The 22622-nt window shown below is 68.0% G+C and carries 14 protein-coding genes; 7 read left to right on the forward strand and 7 right to left on the reverse strand.

Features of this window, described 5'->3' with window-relative positions:
- Window positions 1-27 precede the first annotated feature (27 nt).
- The gene (locus H7A86_RS05940) at window positions 28-1722 is read left to right on the forward strand and encodes an FAD-dependent oxidoreductase (RefSeq protein ID WP_104649775.1); all 1695 of its coding nucleotides are present in this window, start codon (window positions 28-30) and stop codon (window positions 1720-1722) included.
- Between the two features lie 193 nt (window positions 1723-1915).
- Here the strand turns inward: H7A86_RS05940 and H7A86_RS05945 are convergent, their stop codons facing one another.
- Window positions 1916-2662, reverse strand: coding sequence for an EAL domain-containing protein (locus H7A86_RS05945; RefSeq protein WP_115676327.1), 747 nt, complete (start codon window positions 2660-2662; stop codon window positions 1916-1918).
- Window positions 2663-2810: 148 nt separating this feature from the next.
- On the opposite strand from H7A86_RS05945, the gene H7A86_RS05950 reads away from it, so the two are divergent.
- On the forward strand, window positions 2811-3449 hold the full coding sequence (locus H7A86_RS05950; protein WP_119130930.1) for an HD domain-containing protein: 639 nt from the start codon (window positions 2811-2813) through the stop codon (window positions 3447-3449).
- Window positions 3450-4558: 1109 nt separating this feature from the next.
- Entirely contained in the window at window positions 4559-7111 is a 2553-nt protein-coding gene (locus H7A86_RS05955; protein ID WP_119132571.1) for an excinuclease ABC subunit UvrA, read from the forward strand.
- A 511-nt stretch (window positions 7112-7622) separates the two neighbouring features.
- Here H7A86_RS05955 and H7A86_RS05960 read toward each other — a convergent pair.
- Window positions 7623-9905, reverse strand: a complete 2283-nt coding sequence (locus H7A86_RS05960) for a glycoside hydrolase family 3 N-terminal domain-containing protein (RefSeq protein ID WP_119132528.1) — start codon at window positions 9903-9905, stop codon at window positions 7623-7625.
- Between the two features lie 171 nt (window positions 9906-10076).
- On the opposite strand from H7A86_RS05960, the gene H7A86_RS05965 reads away from it, so the two are divergent.
- Window positions 10077-10583, forward strand: a complete 507-nt coding sequence (locus tag H7A86_RS05965; RefSeq protein ID WP_119132529.1) for a DUF421 domain-containing protein — start codon at window positions 10077-10079, stop codon at window positions 10581-10583.
- An 84-nt stretch (window positions 10584-10667) separates the two neighbouring features.
- Here the strand turns inward: H7A86_RS05965 and H7A86_RS05970 are convergent, their stop codons facing one another.
- From H7A86_RS05970 to H7A86_RS05990, 5 genes are read right to left on the reverse strand one after another with little or no spacing between them, the layout of a single operon-like run.
- Window positions 10668-11831 carry an SGNH/GDSL hydrolase family protein gene (locus tag H7A86_RS05970; protein WP_119132530.1) on the reverse strand — a complete coding sequence of 388 codons (1164 nt, stop codon included), beginning with the start codon at window positions 11829-11831 and terminating at the stop codon, window positions 10668-10670.
- A gap of 35 nt (window positions 11832-11866) precedes the next feature.
- Window positions 11867-12619 carry an SDR family NAD(P)-dependent oxidoreductase gene (locus H7A86_RS05975; protein WP_104582383.1) on the reverse strand — a complete coding sequence of 251 codons (753 nt, stop codon included), beginning with the start codon at window positions 12617-12619 and terminating at the stop codon, window positions 11867-11869.
- A 50-nt stretch (window positions 12620-12669) separates the two neighbouring features.
- Window positions 12670-13977, reverse strand: a complete 1308-nt coding sequence (locus tag H7A86_RS05980; protein ID WP_119132531.1) for an MFS transporter — start codon at window positions 13975-13977, stop codon at window positions 12670-12672.
- Window positions 13974-16217 (reverse strand): oligoalginate lyase, encoded by a 2244-nt coding sequence (locus H7A86_RS05985; RefSeq protein WP_119132532.1) that lies wholly within the window; start codon window positions 16215-16217, stop codon window positions 13974-13976. The genes H7A86_RS05980 and H7A86_RS05985 overlap by 4 nt, the downstream gene beginning before the upstream one ends.
- The gene (locus H7A86_RS05990) at window positions 16214-18406 is read right to left on the reverse strand and encodes a polysaccharide lyase 6 family protein (RefSeq protein ID WP_232099258.1); all 2193 of its coding nucleotides are present in this window, start codon (window positions 18404-18406) and stop codon (window positions 16214-16216) included. Before H7A86_RS05990 ends, H7A86_RS05985 begins: the two co-directional genes overlap by 4 nt.
- Before the next feature lie 364 nt (window positions 18407-18770).
- Here H7A86_RS05990 and H7A86_RS05995 point away from each other — a divergent pair, with 364 nt between their 5' ends.
- From H7A86_RS05995 to H7A86_RS06005, 3 genes are all read left to right on the forward strand, one after another.
- Complete coding sequence (locus H7A86_RS05995) at window positions 18771-21554, forward strand: TonB-dependent receptor (protein WP_232099260.1); 2784 nt, start codon at window positions 18771-18773, stop codon at window positions 21552-21554.
- An 83-nt stretch (window positions 21555-21637) separates the two neighbouring features.
- Window positions 21638-22381, forward strand: a complete 744-nt coding sequence (locus tag H7A86_RS06000; protein WP_104582388.1) for a FadR/GntR family transcriptional regulator — start codon at window positions 21638-21640, stop codon at window positions 22379-22381.
- Window positions 22382-22385: 4 nt separating this feature from the next.
- Window positions 22386-22568: a hypothetical protein gene (locus H7A86_RS06005; protein WP_119132535.1), complete on the forward strand. Its 183-nt coding sequence runs from the start codon at window positions 22386-22388 to the stop codon at window positions 22566-22568.
- Window positions 22569-22622 lie beyond the last annotated feature (54 nt).

Genomic DNA, 22622 nt, shown 5'->3' on the forward strand with positions numbered 1-22622 from the left:
CACTCCCCCCCTCAGCGTCGCCCCTCCATGTCCCTGGCCGATACCCGCCACCATCAGATGTTTCCCGAGCTGGACTCGGGCCAATTGGCGATCACGCGGCGTTTTGCCAGCGGGCCGGCGCAGCGTTTTGCTGCCGGCGAGATCGTCTTCGACGTGGGCGATGCGCACGCGCCGGTGTGGGTGGTGCTGGAAGGCGCCATCGAAGTGGTCCGGCGCGACGGACTGGGCAATGAAAAGCCGGTCACCTCGCACACGCCCGGGCAGTTCACCGGTGAGGTGAGTCAACTCGCCGGGCGCGCGTCGCTGGCCGGCGGACGTGCCGGGCCGCAGGGCTGCCTGGCGCTGCCGTTCGACACCGCGCATCTGCGCGCGCTGATGATCAGCTCGGCCGAAGTGGGCGAGGTGGTGATGCGTGCGTTGATCCTGCGCCGGGTCGGCCTGATCGAAGGCGATGCCTCGGGCTCGGTGCTGATCGGCGAGCCGGACGATCCGCACCTGACCCGCTTGCAGGGCTTTCTGACCCGCAATGGGTACCCGAACACGGTGATCGATGCCTCCGACGAGGAAGGCCGCGCGTTGGTGCAGCGCTTCGGCATCCAGGAGCAGGAATTGCCGGTGATGGTGTGCCCCAGCGGGCGGGTGCTGCGCCAGCCCAGCGATGCCGAAGCGGCGCATTGCCTGGGCATGACCCCGGATATCGACCCGGACAAGCGCTACGACGTGGCGATTGTCGGTGCCGGCCCGGCCGGCCTGGCGACGGCGGTGTACGCCGCGTCCGAAGGCCTGTCGGTGCTGGTGCTGGACCAGCGCGCCATCGGCGGGCAGGCCGGCGCCTCGGCACGGATCGAGAACTACCTGGGCTTTCCGACCGGTATTTCCGGCCAGGCGCTGGCCGGGCGCGCCTACAACCAGGCGTTGAAATTCGGCGCCGAGCTGGCGATTCCGATCGAGGCCGGCACGCTGGAATGCGGGCGCGACGATGGCGCGCTGAAGCTGGATCTGGCCGACGGCAAGCAGCTGCTAGCCAGCACCGTGGTGATCGCTTCGGGTGCGCGTTACCGGCGTCCGGAGATCGACGGGCTGGAGCGTTTCGAAGGCCATGGCGTGTCGTACTGGGCCTCGCCGGTGGAAGCGCGGCTGTGCGAGGGCGGGGTGGTGGCGCTGGTGGGCGGCGGCAATTCCGCCGGCCAGGCGGTGGCGTTCCTGGCACCGCGGGTGAAGGAACTGCACCTGATCATTCGCGGCGAAGGGCTGGAATCGTCGATGTCGCAATATCTGATCGACCGCATCGCCGTGCTGCCGAACGTGCAGCTGCATGCCGGCACCGAGGTGTCTGCGCTGGAGGGCGATCCGGAGCGTGGTCTGCAGGCGGCGGTGTTGCGCACGCGCGCCGACGGGCAGACCACGCGGGTGGAGTTGCGGCATCTGTTCCTGTTCGTCGGCGCCGACCCCAACACCGGTTGGCTGCAGCAATGCGTCGAGATGGACAAGCGCGGTTTCGTCGTCACCGGCAACGCGCGTGGGGATGGCGTGCCGGCCTGCCTGCCGCTGGAAACCAACCGCCCCGGCGTGTTCGCCATCGGCGATGTGCGGGCCGGCTCGGTCAAGCGGGTGGCCGCTGCGGTGGGCGAAGGCGCGGCGGTGGTGGCACAGATCCATCAGTACCTGGCACATCAGGCCAATCCGGTGCCGGCTTCCGAGCTGGCCAGTGCTGGGGAATAGGGAATTGGGAATTGGGAATCGGAAGGGCGAGTGCTTTTGGCGGCTCGATTCCTCCATTCCTTGACCATCAGGCTGTTACCACTCGGTACGCGCGATCTGAGGTCGCTGGCCCGACACATCGTCACACTGCGTGCGCCGGCAGCTGCCGGGGCCGTAGCGGAGCTACACGCTGGCGTGGTGGCGCGCCTGATGCCTATTCCGGCCAATGCACCTGCGGCAGTTCGCCGATCTGCGGGCGGGCGAACAGGTAGCCTTGCTGCAGGTGGATGCCCATGTCGCGCAGGGCGCGGCATTCGTCCGGGTGTTCGATGCCTTCGGCGATGACGGCGATCCCGAGTTCTTCGCACATGCGGGTGGTGTGGCGGACGATGGCCTGGCGGCTGCGGTCGGCGTCGATGCCGCGCACCAGGGCGATGTCCAGCTTGAGCAGGTCCGGCTGGAAGTCGGCCAGCAGGCCGAGGCCGGAATAGCCGGCGCCGAAGTCGTCGATGGCGGTCTTCAGGCCGCGTGCCTGGTAGGTGCGCATGATGTCGAGCAGATGCGCCGGTTCGGCCAGGTGTTCCTGTTCGCTGACCTCGAAGATGATGGCGTCCAGCGGCCAGCCGTACTGCGCGGTGGCCGAGAGCGTGGCGCGCAGGCAGTGTTCGGGGTTGTAGACCGCATTGGGCATGAAGTTGATCGACAGCAAGGCCGGCAGCGGGATCTGCGCGGCGCATTCGATCGCCTTGATGCGGCAGGCCTGGTCGAAGGCGTAGCGGTTGCGCTCATCCACGGCGGCCAGGATGCTGCCGGCCGATTCGCCATTGACCCCGCGCACCAGCGCTTCGCCGGCGTAGATGCTGCGGGTGGACACGTCCACGATCGGCTGGAACGCCATGGTGATGGCGGTGGGAAAGTCCTGGCCGTCGCGGCAGGCGTTGCAAACGGGAAGCGTGGGCATGGCTGGGCAATCGTGCGGCGTGGGGTGAGCCTAGCGGTATCGGCCGCAACGCCGCGTCATTGAGTCTGCACATGCACCCTCGCGCCATCCTCACCCGGCGCGTCACCGCGCTCGGCGATAATGCCTCCTCGCTCGCATCGGACGCCCCATGACCGCTCTCACCGAACGTTACGCCCTGGCCGTGGATTACGCGCGCATCGCCCATGCCGGGCAGGTCCGCAAGGGCACGCAGATTCCGTATCTGAGCCACTTGCTGGGGGTGTCCACGCTGGTGCTGGAATGCGGCGGCGACGAAGAACAGGCCATTGCCGGGCTGCTGCACGATGTGGTGGAAGATTGCGGCGGCGGCCATGAGGCCTCGATCCGCGCGCAGTTCGGCGATGCGGTGGCCGACATCGTGATGGCATGTACCGATGCCACCGCCGAAGACAAGGCCGAGGTGGACAACACCGCCAGCGCGCGCAAACGCGACTGGCGCGAGCGCAAGCTGGCCTATCTGGACCACCTGCGCAACACGCCCGAGCGCGCCTTGCTGGTGTCCGGCTGCGACAAGCTCTATAACGCGCGCACCATCGTGCAGGACCTGGAAAACCCGGACGTGGGCCAGGACATCTTCAATGTATTCACCGCCGGGCGCGCCGGCACCTTGTGGTACTACGGCGAGCTTGAGGAGATCTTCCGCACGCGTGGCGCGGCAACTGCACGGCTGTTCAGTGGTGTGGTGGCGCGCATGCAGGCGCTGGCCGAGACCGGCGAGCAGCCGGTGCCGGCGCACGCGCTGGGGTGATTGTGTTGTAGAGCGGCTGGTTTGTGAGTTGGCTGCAGGGCCCTTACCCGCCCACCGTCGCGGGACACGCCGCAAGTACGTCCATGTAGGCTCTTACGCGGCATCCATGCCGCGTAAGGTCCCGCGACGGTGGGCGGGCAAGGACCTGTCGAGATGGCCGGTGTGTGTGGTTTTCGATAAGGCAACCGACTGACTTTCTGGTGAGGTGTTCTCGCCGCGCTCTTGACGCTGTGGGTTTGCTGCAGGGCCCTTGCCCGCCCACCCTCGCAGGACACGCCGCAAGTACGTCCGTGTAGGCTCTTACGCGGCATCCATGCCGCGTAAGGTCCCGCGACGGTGAGCGGGCAAGGACCCGTCGAGATGGTCGGTGTGCATGGAAGAGCAGTGCTGGATGCGTATCGTTCGATCATGAAGCATCGGTTGCACGTCTGATGCACGCCGCACGAAAAACAGCTTTCCGAACGAGCGCCGACCAACTGTCTGGTGCGGTGTCCTTGCCGGTTGCGGGACCGTGTGGCGGCGTGGATGCCGCCACCGAGTCCCCAGGGACGGGTTCAGGGCGTGTCCCGCAAGCGGTGAGGGCGCCGCACTCTCGACGCTGCGCGTTGGCTGCAGGGCCCTTGCCCGCCCACCATCGCGGGACACGCCGCAAGTACGTCCGTGTAGGCTCTTACGCGGCATCCATGCCGCGTAAGGTCCCGCGACGGTGAGCGGGCAAGGACCCGTCGAGATGGTCGGTGTGCATGGAAGAGCAGTGCTGGATGCGTCTCGTTCGATCATGAAGCATCGGTTGCACGTCTGATGCACGCCGCACGAAAAACAGCTTTCCGAACGAGCGCCGACCAACTGTCTGGTGCAGTGTCCTTGCCGGTTGCGGGACCGTGTGGCGGCGTGGATGCCGCCACCGAGTCCCCAGGGACGGGTTCACGGCGTGTCCCGCAAGCGGTGAGGGCGCCGCACTCTCGACGCTGAGAGTTGGCTGCAGGGCCCTCGATTGACGCATTTCAAGGCGATCAGCGTCAGGCGCCGCATGGCAGCCGTTGCCCCTGACATCGGCTGCATGCGTCCCGCGCTAGGCTAGTGCGTTGTCGAATGTCGGTCTGGTGGTCATGTCCAACGCAATCTCGTCATCCTCCGGCCTGGTGCGCGTGCGCGGTGCGCGCGAGCACAACCTCAAGAACGTGGACGTGGACATCCCGCGCGATGCGCTGGTGGTGTTCACCGGTGTGTCCGGCTCGGGCAAGTCGTCGCTGGCGTTCGGTACCGTGTTCGCCGAAGCGCAGCGGCGCTACCTGGATTCGATCTCGCCATATGCGCGGCGCCTGATCGACCAGGTCGGCGTGCCGGAGGTGGATTCCATCGAGGGCCTGCCGCCGGCGGTAGCCTTGCAGCAGGCACGCGGCGCGCCGAGTGCGCGCTCGTCGGTGGGCAGCGTCACCACCATCTCCAATTCCCTGCGCATGCTGTATTCGCGTGCGGGCAGCTATCCGCCGGGGCAGGAGATCATCTATGCCGACGGCTTTTCGCCCAATACCCCGGCCGGTGCCTGCCCGACCTGCCACGGCCTGGGGCGCATCTACGATGCGACCGAAGCGACCATGGTGCTGGATCCCACGCTGAGCATTCGCGATCGCGCGGTCGCCGCCTGGCCCGGTGCCTGGCATGGCCAGAACCTGCGCGACATCCTCACCACGCTCGGCCACGACGTTGACCTGCCGTGGCACAAGTTGCCGAAGAAGACCCGCGACTGGATCCTCTACACCGACGAGCAACCGGTGGTGCCGGTGTATGCCGGCTACAGCCTGGACGAGGTCAGGCGCGCGCTGCGCCGCAAGGAGGAGCCCAGCTACATGGGCACCTTCACCAGTGCGCGGCGCTATGTGCTGCATACCTTTGCCACCACGCAGAGCGCGCAGATGAAAAAGCGCGCGGCGCAGTACCTGATCAGCACGCAGTGCCCGCAGTGCGACGGCAAGCGGCTGCGGCGCGAAGCGCTGTCGGTGACCTTTGCGGGCCTGGACATCGGCGAGCTGTCGCGGCGGCCGCTGGACGAGGTGGCCGACTTGCTGCGCCCGGCTGCCGAAGCTGCCGATGGCCAGCGCAAGCGCAACGGCAAGCGCAGGCAGGCCGACACGCACCCGGAACAGGCGATCGCCGCGCAACGCATCGCCGCCGACCTGCGCGCGCGGATCGCCGTGGTGCAGGCGCTGGGCCTGGGCTATCTCAGCCTGGAGCGCAGCACGCCGACGCTGTCGCCGGGCGAACTGCAACGGCTGCGGCTGGCCACGCAGATCCGCTCGCAGCTGTTCGGCGTGGTGTATGTGATGGACGAGCCATCGGCCGGCCTGCACCCGGCCGATGCGCAGGCCTTGCTGGGCGCGCTGGATCAGCTCAAGGCGGCCGGCAATTCGGTGTTCGTGGTCGAACACGAGGTGGATGTGATCCGCCACGCCGACTGGATCGTCGATGTCGGCCCGGCGGCCGGCGTGCACGGCGGGCAGGTGCTGTACAGCGGCCCGCCGGCGGGACTGGAGCAGGTGGAAGCCTCGTCCACGCGCCGCTACCTGTTCGGCACCCCGCCGCAGGTGCACAGCCACGCGCGTGCGGCCACCGGTTGGCTGCAGCTGCGCGGCATCACCCGCAACAATGTGCGCGACCTGGATGTGGACCTGCCGCTGGGTGTGTTCACCACCGTGACCGGTGTGTCCGGCTCGGGCAAGTCGTCGCTGGTGAGCCAGGCGTTGGTGGAATTGCTCGGCGCGCATCTTGGACAGGCGCAGGCAGAGGACGACGAAGCGCTGGATCCGCTGGAGCGCGGCACGCAGGTGCCGCTGGGTGGCGCGATCGTCGGCGGGCTCGACCAGGTGCGGCGTCTGGTGCGTGTGGATCAAAAGCCGATCGGCCGCACGCCACGCTCCAATCTGGCCACCTACACCGGCCTGTTCGACCCGGTGCGCAAGTTGTTTGCGGCCACACCGGCCGCGCGCCGCCGCCGTTACGACCCGGGGCAGTTTTCGTTCAATGTCGCCAAGGGCCGCTGCGCCACCTGCGAGGGCGAGGGCTCGGTGCACGTGGAATTGCTGTTCATGCCCAGCGTCTATGCGCCATGCCCCACCTGCCACGGCGCGCGCTACAACGCCAAGACCCTGGAGATCGCGCTGCGTGGCCACACCATTGCGCAGGTGCTGGAGATGACGGTGGACCAGGCCGCCACATTCTTTGCCGACGATGCCAGCGTGTTGCGCCCGCTGCAGGTGTTGCGCGAAGTGGGGCTGGGCTATCTGCGGCTTGGCCAGCCGGCCACCGAACTGTCCGGTGGCGAGGCGCAGCGCATCAAGCTGGCGACCGAACTGCAACGCGCGCAGCGACGCGACACCGTGTACGTGCTGGACGAGCCGACCACCGGCCTGCATCCGGCCGACGTGGATACCTTGATGCGGCAGCTGCAAGGCCTGGTGGAAGCCGGCAATACGGTGATCGTGGTCGAACACGACATGCGCGTGGCCGCCAGCAGCGATTGGGTGCTGGACATGGGGCCGGGCGCGGGCGGGGCGGGTGGCGCTGTCGTGGTGGCCGGTGCGCCGGAGACGGTTGCGCGGCAGCGTGACAGCCGCACTGCGCCGTTCCTGGCAGAGGTGTTGCGCGGAAATACGATCGGCTAACAAAGCTTTCGAAGGTTGTAGCGATGGCGTCAGCATGTTGGCTAGACGTGCCCTTGATGACGAGTGAATCGATGTCGGCATGGCAGCGAGTTGCTCGCGTCGAAGGACGCCGATCACATCGCACTGCGTCTCATCACATCGCAGGGCACGGCATCACTGCTCCTGACCATGCACACCGACCATCCCGACGGGTCCTTGCCCACCCACCATCGCAGGACCTTACGCGGCATGGATGCCGCGTAAGAGCCTACAAGGACGTACTTGCGGCGTGTCCTGCGATGGTGGGCGGGCAAGGGCCCTGCAGCAAACCCGCAGATCGTCCGCTGTAAACCGAGGCACACGCACCGTCCAATCTCTCAAGACCCAGTCCCCCTCTCAAGGCGACCGAGAGCGTGAGCGTCAGCGCAATGGGGATATGTTCCCGAGCCAACCTGGGCACGATGCCCTCTGCGTGAGCGAGACACGCCCCGTATCCATCCCCTGAGCTGAGCCATCCGATTGCGGCTGGCGCTCAGCCCATCAATTCAAAACTCGCAGACACGCCCTCGGCTTCTGCAGAGGGCGCTACCCAGAGATCGAATACGCCAGGCTCTACCGTCGGCTGCAATGCCTGGCCGATAAACAGCAGGTCCTCACGGCGCAGCACGAACTCCACCACCGCGCTGCCGCCCGCCGGCACCGCCAGCTTGCGAAAGTCCTTCAACTCGCGCACCGGGCGGGTGACGCTGGCGCTGCGGTCGCGGATGTAGAGCTGCGCCACTTCCTCGGCATCGCGGGTGCCGCGGTTGTGGATGCGCGCGCTGATGCGCAGGCTGCCGGTCGCCGCCAGCCGTGCATCGCTCAGGCGCAGCTCGCCGTATTCGATGCGGCCATAGGTCAGCCCATGCCCGAACGGAAACAACGCGGCATTGGGCGCGGTGCGGTAGCGCGTCTTGAACGGCTGCAAGGCATCCGGGCGCGGGTCGGCACGGCCGCTGGGCTTGTGGGCATAGCTGTAGGGCAGCTGCCCGGACGCGTGCGGAAAACTCACCGGCAAGCGCCCGGACGGACCGTGCGCGCCGAACAAAATATCCGCCAGCGCGGCGCCCGATGCCGAGCCCAGGAACCAGCCGACCAGGATCGCCGGCGCCTTGAGTACCGGGCCATCGATCACCAGCGCACGGCCGTTGCTGAGCACCACCACCACCGGCGTGCCGGTGGCCGCCACCGCCGCCAGCAGCGCTTGCTGCCCGGAGGGTATGACGATCTCGCTGCGCGACTGCGCTTCGCCGGAGTAGCGCATCGGCTCGCCGATCGCCAGCACCGCCACATCCGCGGATGCCGCTGCGGTGACGGCTGCCTGCACGCCGCCGGGCAGGCCATGTTCGAAGTCGCAGCCTTGCACCACCTGCAGGCTGCCCGGGTCGCGCAGCCGCGCGTGCAGTGCGGTGGCCAGGTCGTTGCCGCTGTCGTCGCCGCCGAACAGGCTCCATGGGCCGGCGGTGTCGGTCCAGTTGCGTGCCATCGGCCCGATCAACGCGATGCGTTGGCCTTGTGTCTTCAATGGCAGCAGCTCGTCATCGTTCTTGAGCAGCACGATGGATTTGCGTGCCGCCTCGCGTGCCAGCGCCAGTGTTTCGGGGCGCCGCTGCCGCGCCTGTGCGCGTGCCGGCACGATGCGCAGGAACGGATCGTCGAACAATCCAAGCGCGGCCTTGAACTGCAGCACGCGGCGTACCGAGGCATCCAGTTGCGCCATGGTCACCTCGCCGGCGGCCACCAGCGCCGGCAGATGCTGCAGGTACAGCCCGCTCTGCATGCTGATGTCCACACCGGCCAGGAACGCAAGCTTGGCTGCCTCGCGCGCATCGCTGGCGACCCCGTGCCCGATCAGCTCCAGATCGCCGGTGTAGTCGGACACCACCAGGCCGCGGTAGTCCCACTCGCCGCGCAGCACCTCGCCCAGCAACCAGCGATTGGCCGTGGCAGGGATGCCGGCGATCTCGTTGAACGCCGCCATCGTGGTCACTGCGCCGGCATCGAACGCGGCCTGGAACGGCGGGAAGTAGACCTCGCGCAGGCTGCGCTCGGAGATGTCGACGGTGTTGTAGTCCAGCCCCGCTTCGGCGGCGCCGTAGGCGGCAAAATGCTTGGGGCAGGCCGCCAGTGCATCGGCATGATCCAGTCCTTCGCCCTGGAAGCCGCGCACGCGCGCCTGCGCAAACCGCTGGCCAAGCAGCACGTCCTCGCCACTGCCTTCCACGCCGCGCCCCCAGCGCGCATCGCGTGCGATATCCACCATCGGTGCGAACGTCCAGTCGATGCCGACTGCGCTGGCTTCCAGTGCGGCGGCACGCGCGGTGCGTTGCGCCAGCGCCGGCTCGAAGCTGGCGGCCTCGGCCAGCGGCACCGGAAACACCGTGGTGAACCCGTGGATCACATCGGCGGCGAACAGCAGCGGAATCTGCAGCCGGCTCTGCAGCGCGGCCTGCTGCAGTTGCCGGTGCCACAGCACATTGGAGCCATTGAAGATGCCGCCCACCCGCCCGGCACGCGCGGCGGCAAGCTGGCCCTCGGCGGTGGGCACGGTGTTGACCGGATTGGCCGCCGCCGCCGCATCGGTCTGTTGCGCCGAACCGGACAGCGTCAGCTGGCCGGCCTTTTCCTCCACACTCATGCGCGCAATCAACGCATCGATAAAGGCCGGCGCCGCGGCCGCACGTCGCGGCAACGCAAACCCTACCGGCAGCTGTGCCGACAACGCTGCCGACGCGGCACCCAGCAGCAACCCGCGACGTGTGATTCCAGTCCCCATGCCCGCCATCCCCGTGTGTCCAGGCCAGACGCTAACGGATCGCCAGCGAAAAGCCGTGCTGCGGTGCACGAGGGGTGCCGAGTGGTCCGCCACGGTAACGCTGCGACAGCACGGCCCCTTCACCGTTTGCGCACTAGCGTGCGCCATCGATCAAACCGGTCAGGACACACGATGCTGGACGTGGAAACACGCGTGCGCTTCTACGAAATGATGCACCTGGGCATGCCGTGGTGGGAGTTCGTGCTGCGCGCGATTGCGGTCTATAGCGTGGTCCTGCTGTTGACGCGCCTGACCGGCAAACGCGCGCTGGGCCAATCCACGCCATTCGACGTGCTGCTGATCGTGCTGCTGGGAACCGCGGTGCAGAACTCGCTGATCGGCAAGGACGTCTCGTTGCTGGGCGGCATGATCCTGGCGGCCACCCTGTTGGTACTGAACTGGCTGGTGGGCATGGCGACCGCGCGCAGCCGGCGGATCGATACCTGGGTGCAGGGCACCCCGGCGCTGCTGGCGCGGGGCGGGCAGATCTACTGGAAGGAACTGGTCCGCCACAACGTCAGCTATGCCGACTTCGAGGTGGCAAAACGCAAGGCCGATTGCCGCGACGATGCCGATATCGACATGGCGATCCTGGAGACCTCCGGGGAGATCAGCATCCTGAAAAAGCGCCGGGGCTGAAGGCAGGCAAGCCTGCATGCGGCCGCACCGCCGTATCGCTGTGGCAGCGCGCCTGGCGCAGGCGCGTCACCGTGGCAAGGCGCCTTAGCGGGCCTTGCAGAACAACGACAGGTCCACCGACTCGGCCATGCGCTGGTAACCGGCATCGTTGGGATGCAGGAAGTCGCGGGTCAGCGCGGCAGGCAGCCACTCCGGCCTGGCCGGGTCGCGCAGCGCGGCGTCGAAGTCGATCACCGCATCGAATGCCTGCCCATCGCGGATGAAGCCGTTGAGCGTCTGGCGCGTGGCCGCCGCCACCGGCTCGTAGCGATCGGAGTTGCCGAACGGGGTCAGCGTGGCACCGATCACGGCGATGCCGTGTTGCTGCAGCCGGGTCACGATCTGGCGATAGCCCAGCACCATGTCGGCGGCAGTACGGCCGGGAATCGCATCCGGCGGACCGCTGTGGCGAATGTCGTTGATGCCTTCGAACAGGATCACCTGGTCCACGCCGGGCAGTGCCAGCACGTCGCGATCCAGACGCGCCAGCGCGCTGGGGCTGCGGCCATCGTCGAGCAGCTTGTTGCCGCTGATGCCGGCGTTGAGCACCACCACGCTGCCGGGGCAACGCTGCTCCAGCCGCCTGGCCAGCAGGGCCGGCCAATCGCCATTGGCGCCGCGCGTGGCGGTGGCGCCTTCGGTGATCGAATCGCCCAGCGCCACCACCACCGTCTGGCGTGGGTGCGGCGGTTGGACGTAGAGGGCGGAGATGACGTTCTGGCGATACGCCAACGCCTTGCTGTCCGGCACCTCGGCCTGGCCCTTGACCACCCGCACGGCCGTGCGGCGTACCGCCGGGCGCGCCGGCGTGGGGAAATACAGGCTGACCGCCACCTCGCCCAATGCCGGTGCACGCAGCGGCACCGGGTCGCTAAGCAGCACGCCACCGGGCGGCACGGTCACGCTGGCGCGTCCGTCGAAGCGCAGCGGGTGCGTGTCCCCGGCGCCGCCGAGCAGGCGCGCCGTGCCAGCACCGATCGTCAGCGGGGTGGTGCCCAGTTCGTTGCTGATGCGCACGCGCAGGGCCACCGCCGCACTGCCCAGGCGCATGTCCTGGCGCACCGTTTCATCGGCAAATTGCAGCGGCGTGTCGGCGCCGCCGTCGAGCCGGTCCGGCGTCGCCGAGGCGATCCAGGCCGGCACCCAGCGGGGTGCCGGGTGCGCAGTGGCCGGGCCTGCCAGCACCACACTCAGTGTCGCAGTCATCATCCATCGCCAGACCATGCGCAGAACTCCTTTTTCGATCAGGAAAAGAACACGCCGCCGTTGACGTCCAGGTTGGCGCCGTTGATGAAGCTGGCCGCATCCGATGCCAGGTACAACGCCGCATCGGCGGCTTCCTCCGGGCGGCCTTCGCGCCGCAGCGGGGTGGCATTGGCGACGAAGGCGCGTACTTCCGGCTTGGTGAAGTCGTCATGGAAGCGGGTGGCGATCATGCCGCAGCACAGTGCGTTGACGCGGATGCCGCGCGGGCCCAGTTCCTTGGCCATTGCGCGCGAGAAGGTCATTACCGCCGCCTTGGCGGTGGCATAGATGGCTGCGCCCGGCCCGCCGCCATCGCGCCCGGCAAGCGAGGCGAAATTGACGATCGCGCCGCCTTCGCGCATATGCGGCGCCACCGCCTGGGTGGTCAGGTAGACCGATTTGAGGTTGAGGTCCATCACCTGATGGAAGAAGGCCTCGTCGATATCGGCCAGCGGCTTGCGCGCCAGCATGCCGCCGGCCACGTTGATCAGCACATCGATGTGCTGGCCGAAGGCGGTGCGCGTGGCGGTCAGCAGGCCGGCCACGGCGGTGGCATCGGTGACGTCGGCGCGGTGCAGGATGCCCTGGCCGCCGGCGGCCTGCAGCTGTGCCAGCGTGTCGCGCGCGCTGGCGTCGTCGTTGGCGTAGTTGATGCAGACCTTGGCGCCGGCCGCGGCCAGCTTGAGCGAGATGGCGCGGCCGATATCGCGGCCGCCGCCGGTGACGATGGCGACCTTGTCGTGGAAATGCATGCGGGTATGTCCTGTTGGTGTGGGGAAAGCGGAGTAGGCGGCGGGCACGGTCAGGTGCCCGGTGCGTCGAGTCGGTGGATGCGGCCGGTGACCAGCCACAGCGCGGCCAGCGAGGCCGGCACCAGCGCGGCGACCAGGATGAACATCGGTGCGTAGGAGGTTGCGGTCATCACCGGGACCAGCCAGGTGGTGATCAGGGTGCCAGCCACCGCGGCCATGCCGCCGATGCCGGCCAGCGAGCCAACCGATTTACCGGCGAACAGATCGCCGGGCAGGGTCTGGATATTGCCGATGGCGATCTGGAAGCCGAACAGCACGGCGGCAATCGTCAGCACCGCCATGCGCGGGTCGGCCGCCTGCACGGCGCCCAGCAGCGCCGGCGCCATGATGGCCCCCCCCAGGGTGATGGTCCATTTGCGCGCGCGGTCCACGCTCCAGCCGGCCGCGATCAGGCGCCCGGACAGCCAGCCGCCGCACAGGCTGCCCAGCATCGCGCCGACGAATGGCACCCAGGCGAACGCACCGATCTGCTTGATGTCGAAGTGGAAGGTCTCGGCCAGGTAGATCGGCAGCCACGACACGAACAGCCACCAGATCGGATCCAGGAAGAACCGCGCCAGCACGATGCCCCAGCTTTGCCGGTGCGACATCAGCTGGCGCAGCGTGGGCAGGTAGGCCGGCGGCGCGCTGCCGGCCTCGGGTGCATCCAGGATCAACGCCCGCTCGGCCGCGTTGACCCAGGGATGCCGGTCCGGCCCGGCACGGTAGATCACCAGCCACGGCAGCAACCAGAGCATGCCCAGCACGCCGACCAGCACGAACGTGCCCTTCCAGCCGAACGACAGGAACAGCAGCGCGATCAGCGGCGCCGAGACGATCGCGCCGATGGAGGCGCCGGCATTGAAGATGCCCTGCGCCAGCGCACGCTCGCGGGCGGGAAACCATTCCGCATTGGCCTTGACCGCGCCCGGCCAGGCGCCGGCTTCGCTGATGCCCAGCAGCGCGCGCACCACCGAGAACGCCATGATGGAGTGGGTGACGGCATGCAGCGCAATGGAGAGCGACCACACCGCGATGGACAAGGCAAAGCCGAGCCGGGTGCCGATGATGTCGAACAGCCGCCCGAACACGAACTGCCCGGCGGCATAGAACAGCATGAAGATGGTGACCAGCAGCGCGTAGTCTTCCTTGGTGGCGCCGATGTCGCGCGAGATCGCCGGCCACATCACCGCCAGCGCGTTGCGGTCGATGTAGTTGATCACCGTGGCCACCGCGATCAGCGCCACGATCAGCCAGCGCACCGCCGAGCGTTTGCCCGCCGTGCGCGTGCGGGTGGTGGAGGTGGAGTGGGTGCTCATTTTTCACCTGCAGCGCGATCGAAGCGCGCGTAACCGCCGCGCCAGCGGTAGTGCTGGCCTCCGGCCTGCACCTGGTGGGCGCGTTGTGCATCGGCGTCGTCGGCCACCGCCAGCGCGATGCGCTGGCCGCCGACCAGGGTGAGCACGATCACCTCGGCATCGTCGCCGCGCACGCGCTCGATGGCGCGGATGCGGCTGTCGGCGCCATGCACGTATTCGGCGGTGCCGTTGTATTCGCCATGCGGTTCCAGCACGCCGAAGAAGCTGACGTTCGCCTGCCCATCGACACGCTGGATCAGCGCCGGTTCGCGGCGCAGGTTGAAGTCCGGATCGTTGGCGCCGCTTTCCACCAGCAGCGCACGCGCAGGCGCGCTGCTGCCGAAGCGGTAGCTGTAGAAGCGGCCGGCGAGCAGCCAGCTCAGGCTGCGCGTGTCGGCGCTCGCATCGCTTGAGGCATCCACCCATAGATGCTGATAGCCGTTGGCCTTGCCCAGCACCGGGCGTTGCGTCAGTGCGCGCTCTGCGGTGAAGCCGACCTGCATGATCTGCCCGTTGAAGTGCAGCGGCAGGTCGTAGCGTGCCGGCGCGCTGCCGCTGACGCGCAGCAGGTCGACCACCACCGGCAGGCGCAGCTGCGGGTGCGACAGCAGCGCCTGGGTGCGGGTGAAGCTGACCCCGTCGTAGGCCTGCTGCATGCGCGCCGAGGCGATCCGGGTGTCGGCACTGCTGGCGAACAGCAGCTGCGTCGGCGCATGCTGCTCGCCCACCTTCCAGTCGCCGTTGAAGTGGCTGGTCTCGTTCACCACCAGCGTGTTGTGCGCAATGGTCTGCTTGGCCCAGCTGCTGTTTTCCGGCAGATAGATGCCGCCGGCCTTGGCTTCCACGTTCAGGAAACGCGCCGCGCCGTAGTCGGTGACCACGCGCTGGCCGTTGTCGTAGAACAGCCAGTTCAACTTGTCGAAATGGCCGTGGCCCATGCCTTGCGAGGTGTTCTTCATCACCAGCGTCTGGCCGTCGTCGCCGCCGCTGCGCAGGATCGCCAGCGCGCCCTGGTCGCCCTGTGCGCCATCGCGCAGCAACACGCTGCCGAAGGCGAACGGTTGGGCGCGGTCCTGCGCGAGCGCGCTGGCCACGGCCAGGCCTTCGGGGGTGAGCAGCACGCGGCGCTGGCGTTGTGCGATGGACAGCAGTTGCGCATCGTGGGTCTGCGCGTAGGCGATGCCGATGCCGGCCACCAGTTCCTCGGTGTCCAGGCCCTTGTCGAGGATGGCGTCGTTGATCGGGAAGAAATAGACGCCGTAGCTGCTCTGCACCAGGCTGTTTACGGCCTTCAGCAGCACGCCGTCGCGGCGCTGGAAGATGCGTTGCTGCGGCTGGTTGCGCGCGATCGCGCTGGCGAACAGCACGAACGGCGCCAGGGCATAGCGTTGGTAATACGGGCCTTCGGCGTAGTAGCCGTCCGGCGAGAACAGCTGGTCCACCTGCGCCAGGAAGCCGGCCTTGCCATCGCGCCCGCTGCCGCGCAGCGCCTTGTCCACCAGCGCCTGGTCGCGCAGCACATAGCCGGTCATGCCCACGGCGGCTACCGCCCAGGTGGCGTGGTTGTGGATCTTGTCGAAGTTGTCTGCGCTTTCGTCGCACAAAAAGTGCGCCATGCGCGCGAACACGTCGCGGTCGATGGTGGCGCGGTCCTGCGCGCTGAGCGTGTCGCGGATGGCGTCGTAGCCCTGGCTTGCGTAGACCAGCCACACCGAGTCGTTCAAGGACTGCCAGAACAGTCGCCCCGGCACCTGGCCGCGCCCGGCCGGGTGTGCGCCCAGCGTGGGATACAGGCGCGCGTAGGCCAGCAGCACGTCGCGCGCATAGTCGGCATAGGCGCGATCGCCGGTGAGCCGGTACAGCGCGCCGGCGGCCTGGATGGCCTGGTAGTTGCGTTTGTGCTGCTCGTGGCTGGCGCCGCCGCCGGGATCGCTGGGCACCGGCACGTCCACCCCGGCCCGCATTGCCGCGCGCACGCTGGCTTCTGCGCGTGCCTGTTCGCGGGCGAACACCGGCAGCCTGGCGCCAGCGCTGGCCATTTCGCGCCACTGCTGGGCGGTGACCAGCACCGGCGCGGCGTCGGTGGCGCGCGGTTGCGGCTGCGCCGCTTGTTCGGCCGCGGGTGACGGGGCGGCGCTGCAGGGCAGGGCGCTGCCGGCGCCGACCAGGACCAGCAGCAACAGGCGGGTGGAACGGGTCATAGCAGGGGCTCCGCTGCGTCGGCATGCAACGCCGGGGTGCGGACGAACTGGTTGCCGCTGGCGATCAGGTGGGGCGTGCCGGTGGTGGGCTGCGCCAGGATCGCGGCGCTGTCGACGAAGCGGTTGTTGCGCAGCGCGACGCGCTGCACGCCGTGCAGGCGCAGCGACGCATCCGCAGCGCGGCCGACCTGCGTGAAGTGCGAGTCGCTCACCTGCAGCACCGGGCCGAAGGTGCTTTCATCGCGGCCACCGCGATACAGGTCCAGCACCGGCCCGGCGACGCGGTGGAACTGCGACTGCTGCACCGTCACCTGTTCGACGTTGTAGGTGCCACGGTCGTCGGTCTCGGCGCGTGCGGACAGCACCCGGCCGGAGACGTCTTCGACCAGCAGCCGGTCCAGCAGGATGTGATCGGCCAGGCTGCCCTTGCCGAGTGCGATCACATCGAAGCCGGGTTGCGCATCCAGATGATGCAGGTGGGTGTCGCGCAACGTGAGCTGGTATTGCGCCACCGCGGTGCCGGGGCTGGTGCGGATCACCGCGTTGCCTGGCTGTGCGGGCGCGGCGCGGCCGTCGATCTCGAGCCGGGCCAGGCTGAGTGTGCCGCCGGGCGCGATCTGGAACAGCGCCGGCTGCGAAAAGCGGATCCGCGCACGCCCGTGTTGCGGGCCTTCCAGCGTCAATGGCCGGTCCACGTCGAGGATGTCATCGACCTGGTAGCGCCCTGCATCCAGTTGCAGGCGATCGCCGGGGCTGGCGTGCGCCACGGCGTCGGTCAGGCTGGCCGGGCCTGGCCGCACGCGCGTACGGCGGCCGCTGTCGGTCACCGCCTGCGGCGCCTGCTTGGGATACCAGCTCACGCCCACCTGGTCGCGTGCGATGTAGCTCAGCGCCGGGTCGGCGCCGACGCCGGTGGCGTTGTCGGCAACCAGCAAGCCGGTGCTGGCACGGGTCATCGTCACCTGGCGGCTGTCGACGCCGCCGGGCAGGCGGGTGGAGGCCAGCGGGCTTTGCAGGTTGCTGGCAAACGCGATGCCGGACAGATCGCCCAGCACGCGCACCGGGTCGGACGCGGCCACGATCAGGTTGCCGGCAAAGCGGCTGTTGATCGGCGCGGCGGTGCGTTCGGCATCCATGCCGGCACCGAAGAACAGCTGGTTGACGCTGACGAAGGTATTGCGCTCGATGCGCGCCTGGTCCACCTGCACGTAGCGGTTGGCGGGCGAATTGGGCACCCCGTACATGATGCTCAGCGCCGACGAATAGCCATCCCCGGCCAGGTTTTCCAGGTAGTTGTGGCGCACGGTCTGCTTGCGGTTGATCACGCGGATGCCGCCGGTGTTGGCCTTGCCGTCGCCGAAGAACACGTTGCGCTCGACCAGGTTGCCATCGCCATGCCGCAGCACCAGCGCGCCGCGCGATTGCTTGAACACATTGCCGCGGTAGGTGTTGCCGCCGGACTTGTTGGAGACCACCTCCACCTCGCCGTCGCAGCCTTCGAACCAGTTGTTGTCCACCACCGAGTTGGAGGCGCTGTCGGCGTCGCTGCTGGTGCCGATGCGCAGCGTCTCGCCGCCATTGGCGCCCAGGTTGGGGCGTGGCCCGAACCAGTTGTGGTCGATGCGATGGCGATTGTCCAGGCCCTGGGTGGCGTCGCGCACCACCACCAGGGTGGGGCCGGCATTGGTCTTGCCGACCAGCTGGTTGTGGTCGAAGCGGTTGTCGCTGTCGTACAGCGCCACCCAGTTGTCCGAATCGTTGCGGGTGGGCTTGCTGAAGCCGTCCACCACCACCCGGGTGATGCGGCTGTGGCGCGCGCGTTCCTTGCTGGAGATGCGGTACGACAGCACCGCGTCGCCCGGGCCGTGGCCGTCGCGGAACACCAGGTCCGACACCACCAGGTAGGTGCCGGCCATGCGCAGGTCGGAGGTGCCGCTGATGATCACCTTGCCGGGCGTCTGCGCGGTGAGGGTGATCGGCTGCTCGGCGGTGCCTTGCCCGCGCAGCACGATGGCGAAATCCCGCCACTGCCCATCGGCCAGCACGATGCGATCGCCGGCACGCAGCGCGGCCGCTGCCACGGCGTATTCGCTCTGGTCGTGCACCAGGTACGAGGTGGCCTGGGCCGAGCCGATCCAGGCGGGCGCGCACAGCAGCAACAGGCAGGCAAGGGAAACGGGGGATCGCATCGGGATGCTCCTGGACGCTGGCGCGTCGGTGATGGCCGAGGGTAACAGTGCAGGCTGGATCGTCAACCAAAAGAGTAGTCCAGTTGGTTGCTATTGAAGCTCGGGAAACGCCGGATGTCATGCTGCGTACGCACAAAAATGGACTCGAAATTGGCCTAGATAGGTGGCTCGATCGGTAAATGAAAGAAATGATTGACTTGCCGTGTATCCCCGTGGAATCTCCATCGCGCTCGGTTTCGAGCATCCTTTGGGAGGAGGAATTGTGCGATACACAGAAATAGTCCAATTGCGTATACCAGTTAGTCGGACCCTCTTGGCGCAGGCACTGCTGGGCGCTGTTGCGCTGGCCGGCACACACGTGGCCATGGCCCAGCAGACCGATGCTGCCCAGTCGCCGCCGCAGCAGGCGCCCACCACGCTGGACCAGGTCAAGGTCACCGGCATCCGCAGCTCGATCCAGTCATCCATCGACAGCAAGCGCGAGCAGACGGTGGTGGCCGACGTGCTGTCGGCCGAGGACATCGGCGACCTGCCGGCGCTGTCGATCGGCGAGGCGATCGAGACCATCACCGGAGCGGCCACGCACCGCGAAAAGGGCGGCGCGTCGGAGATCTCCATCCGTGGCCTGGGGCCGTTCCTGGGCTCGGCCACCTTCAACGGGCGCGAGGCCAGCAACGGCAGCGGCGACCGCTCGGTGAACTTCAACCAGTTCCCCTCCGAACTCATCAACACCGTGGCGATCTACAAGACCCAGCGCGCCGACTTCGTCGAAGGCGGCATCGCCGGCACGGTCAACATGCAGACCGTGCGGCCGCTGGAATTCGGCAAGCGCCGCGTGCAGCTGGACGGGCGGGCGACCTATGCCGATGGCGACAGCAAGTTGCGAAACGCCGATGGCGTGGGTTGGCGCGGCACCGTCAGCTACCTGGACCAGTTCGACCTGCGCGGGGCCGGCAAGCTGGGGGTCTCGCTCGGCCTGCAGCGGCTGGAAGGCACCAACCCGGAAGAGGTGATGAGCAGCAGCTCCACCTGGACGGCCTGCAACGCCAACGAGGTGGTGGGCGCCAGCCGCAACTGCACAGCCGTGACCCCGGCGCAGGTGCAGGCGGGCACGCCGTATTACCTGGCGCCCGGCAGTCGCGTGTACCGCCAGATCAGCGAACACGATCAACGCGATGCCGCCTTCGCCGCGCTGCAATGGCGGCCGTTTGACGGCCTGGACGTGGCCCTGGATTACCAGGATTCGCAGCGCACCGTCACCGAAGATCGCGCCGAGCTCAATTTCTCCGAGACCTTGCGCAACCTCAACAACCGCCAGGTGGGCGACAACGGCGCCTTGCTCGGCCATACCGGCAGCAGCACGGTGGAATCCTCCACCGACTATAAGGTGCGCGACGAGCAGTATCGCGGTGGCGGGCTGCGCGTGGAATGGCGCCCGAACGCGGCCTGGATGCTGTCCACCGACCTGTCGTATTCGCGCACCGAGCGCAGCGAGATCGACCGCATGATGCGGCTGCGCTCCAATGCCACCGACATCAACGGCAACCGCGTGCCCGGGATCAACGGGCAGCGCGTGGACTACACCTATACCTATGCCGGCGATGTGCCGGGGATCGTGGTCGATCCTGCGTTCGACCTGAACAACCCGGACAATTTCAGCGCGGCCGCGCGTGCGCGCCGCGACGAGCTGCGCCGCGAGCACACCATCCGGGCCTGGCGCTTCGATGGCGCCTTCACCCCGGAAAGCGGGCTGCTGACCTCCATCAAGGGCGGCGTGCGCCTGTCCGAGGCGACCTACCGCGACCTGGACGACCGCGTCGAACGCAACGTCACCGATGCGGCCACGATCCGCGCCGCCAACCTGGCCTGCCGGCAACCGTTCCCGCAGGAGGATTTCCTCTCCGGCGCCAGCGGCAACACCATCCAGCAATGGGCCACCTTCGACAGCCGCTGTCTGTTCGGCGCCATTACCGGCGTGGACGACACCGGCCGCAATGCCGACCCGCGCGGCACCGCCGACTCCGACGTGGAAGAAAAGACCCGCGCGCTGTACGTGATGGGCGAATTCGCCAGCACGCTGTTCGGGTTGCCGCTGGATGGCAACCTGGGCGTGCGCTGGGTGCGCACCGATGTGAGCTCGGTGGGATTGCGCGGCGAGCTGGACGTCATCGACAACCCCGACGGCACCATCCAGCTGGTGGAAACCGGACGCTTCGCCGCGCAGACGGTGCGCGCGTCCAACCGCGTGTTCCTGCCCAGCTTCAACGCCAACATCGGCCTGACCGACCAGACCCAGCTGCGCTTGGGGCTGTACCGGGCCATGGCCCGCCCGGATCTGGTGGCGCTGTCTGCCGGGCGCACCTTCATCCTGGAACCGGGAACCGAGTTCACGACCGTCGGCGAGGCGATCGGCAGCATCACCGCCACCGGCAACCCGCGCACGCGGCCGCTGCTGTCGTCCAATGCAGACGTGTCGCTGGAGTGGTACCCCAATGCCGATTCCCTGCTCAGCGCCGCGGTCTACTACAAGCAGTTCACCGGGGGCGCGGTGCCCACGGTGGTGGACGAACGCTTCGTCATCGACGGCACGTCGGTGGTGGTGCCGGTGGTGCAGGACGTCACCACCCGGCAGAAGAGCGATCTCACCGGGCTGGAGCTGACCGGCACCCACCGCTTCTCCTACCCGCCGGCACCATTCGACGGCCTGGGTGTCAAGCTGAGCTACAACTACGCCGATTCCAACTACAAGACCCAGGATCTGCGCCTGGGCGACCAGATCGATCCGGCCACCGGGCTGGTGAGCGGCGGCATCGTCGCGCCGGCCAATATCTTCGGCCTGTCGCGGCACGTGTTCTCCGGCCAGCTGTATTACGCCATCGGCGCGGTCGACCTGCAGGCCATCTACAAGTACCGCTCGGAGTATTTCCAGAAGTTCGTCGGTGCCCCGGCGCAGAACCGCTACGTGCGCGACAGCGGCACCCTGGACCTGCGTGCCAGCTACCGTTTCAATGCGCAGCTGTCGGTGTCGCTGGAGGCGTCCAACCTGACCAACGAGCCGCGGATCTCCGACATGCCGGTGCCCGGCAGCTTCCGTGAGTACAACACCTACGGGCGACGCTATTATTTGGGGGTGCGCTACCGGTTCTAGCGTCGCCACCGGCGCGGTTTCCGCCGCGCCACCTGTCCGGCACCCGCGTGCCGGGCCGATCACCTTGAGGGTTTGAGTCGCCGATGTCCGAAAACCGCCTGTACCACTCCGTTGCCGCCAAGATCCGCGCGCTGATCGATACGGGCGAATTCCCGGTCGGCTCGCGCCTGCCGGGCGAACGCGAGTTGGCCGAGCGCTTCGGCGTCAGCCGCGTGACCGTGCGCGAGGCCGAGATCGCCCTGGAGGCGCAGGGCCGCATCGTGATCAAGATCGGCTCGGGCGTGTACGTCAAGCCACGCCTGGCCTCGGACGAAGGCGCCTTGCCGGATGTCAGCGCGTTCGAGCTGACCGCCGCGCGCGCGGTGATCGAGGCGGAAGCGGCCGCGTTGGCGGCCAGCCACATCACCGATGCGGAGCTGGATGAATTGAATGGCATGATCCAGGCGCTGTCCGCACCAGGGCTCAGCGATGCGGCCGCCGCCGACTACGACCGCGCCTTCCATCTGGCGATCGCGCGGATCAGCGGCAACCCGGTGGTGGCGCACTGCGTGCAGCTGATCTGGCGCATGCGCAACGAGTTGCCGCGCGTGCGCGAGGTGTACGCGCGGGTCTGCCACGACGACGGCGCCACCCGTGTGGACGAACACACCGCCATCCTGCAGGCCCTGCAGCAACGCGACCCGATGGCGGCACGCACGGCCATGCGCAACCACTTCCAGCGCCTGTTCGAATCCATGCTGGAAGCGACCGAGAGCGATGCCCTGGCGGAGATCCGCCGCCGCACCCAGCAGGACCGCGCGCATTTTCTGGCGGCCACGCGCACCTGAGTGCATGGCATGGTCGGTTGGGCGCGATGCGTCGACCGTCAGCGGCACTTTTGTGCCGCTGACGCTGGATCCTCCGAAAGACCCATCCTCCAATCAGCTGGACGCGCCGTCTGTCCTGTTCGGCACCACCGACGCGCGGCTGACCGGATTGTTGCGCCTGCGGTTGCCGCAGACGCTGCAGCGATAACACGCTGCTGGCGCGTCCGCCCTCAAGCAGATGGCTCTACCTGACGGGCGCGCG

It is taken from the genome of Xanthomonas euroxanthea (genome assembly GCF_903989455.1).
Classification (GTDB): domain Bacteria; phylum Pseudomonadota; class Gammaproteobacteria; order Xanthomonadales; family Xanthomonadaceae; genus Xanthomonas; species Xanthomonas euroxanthea.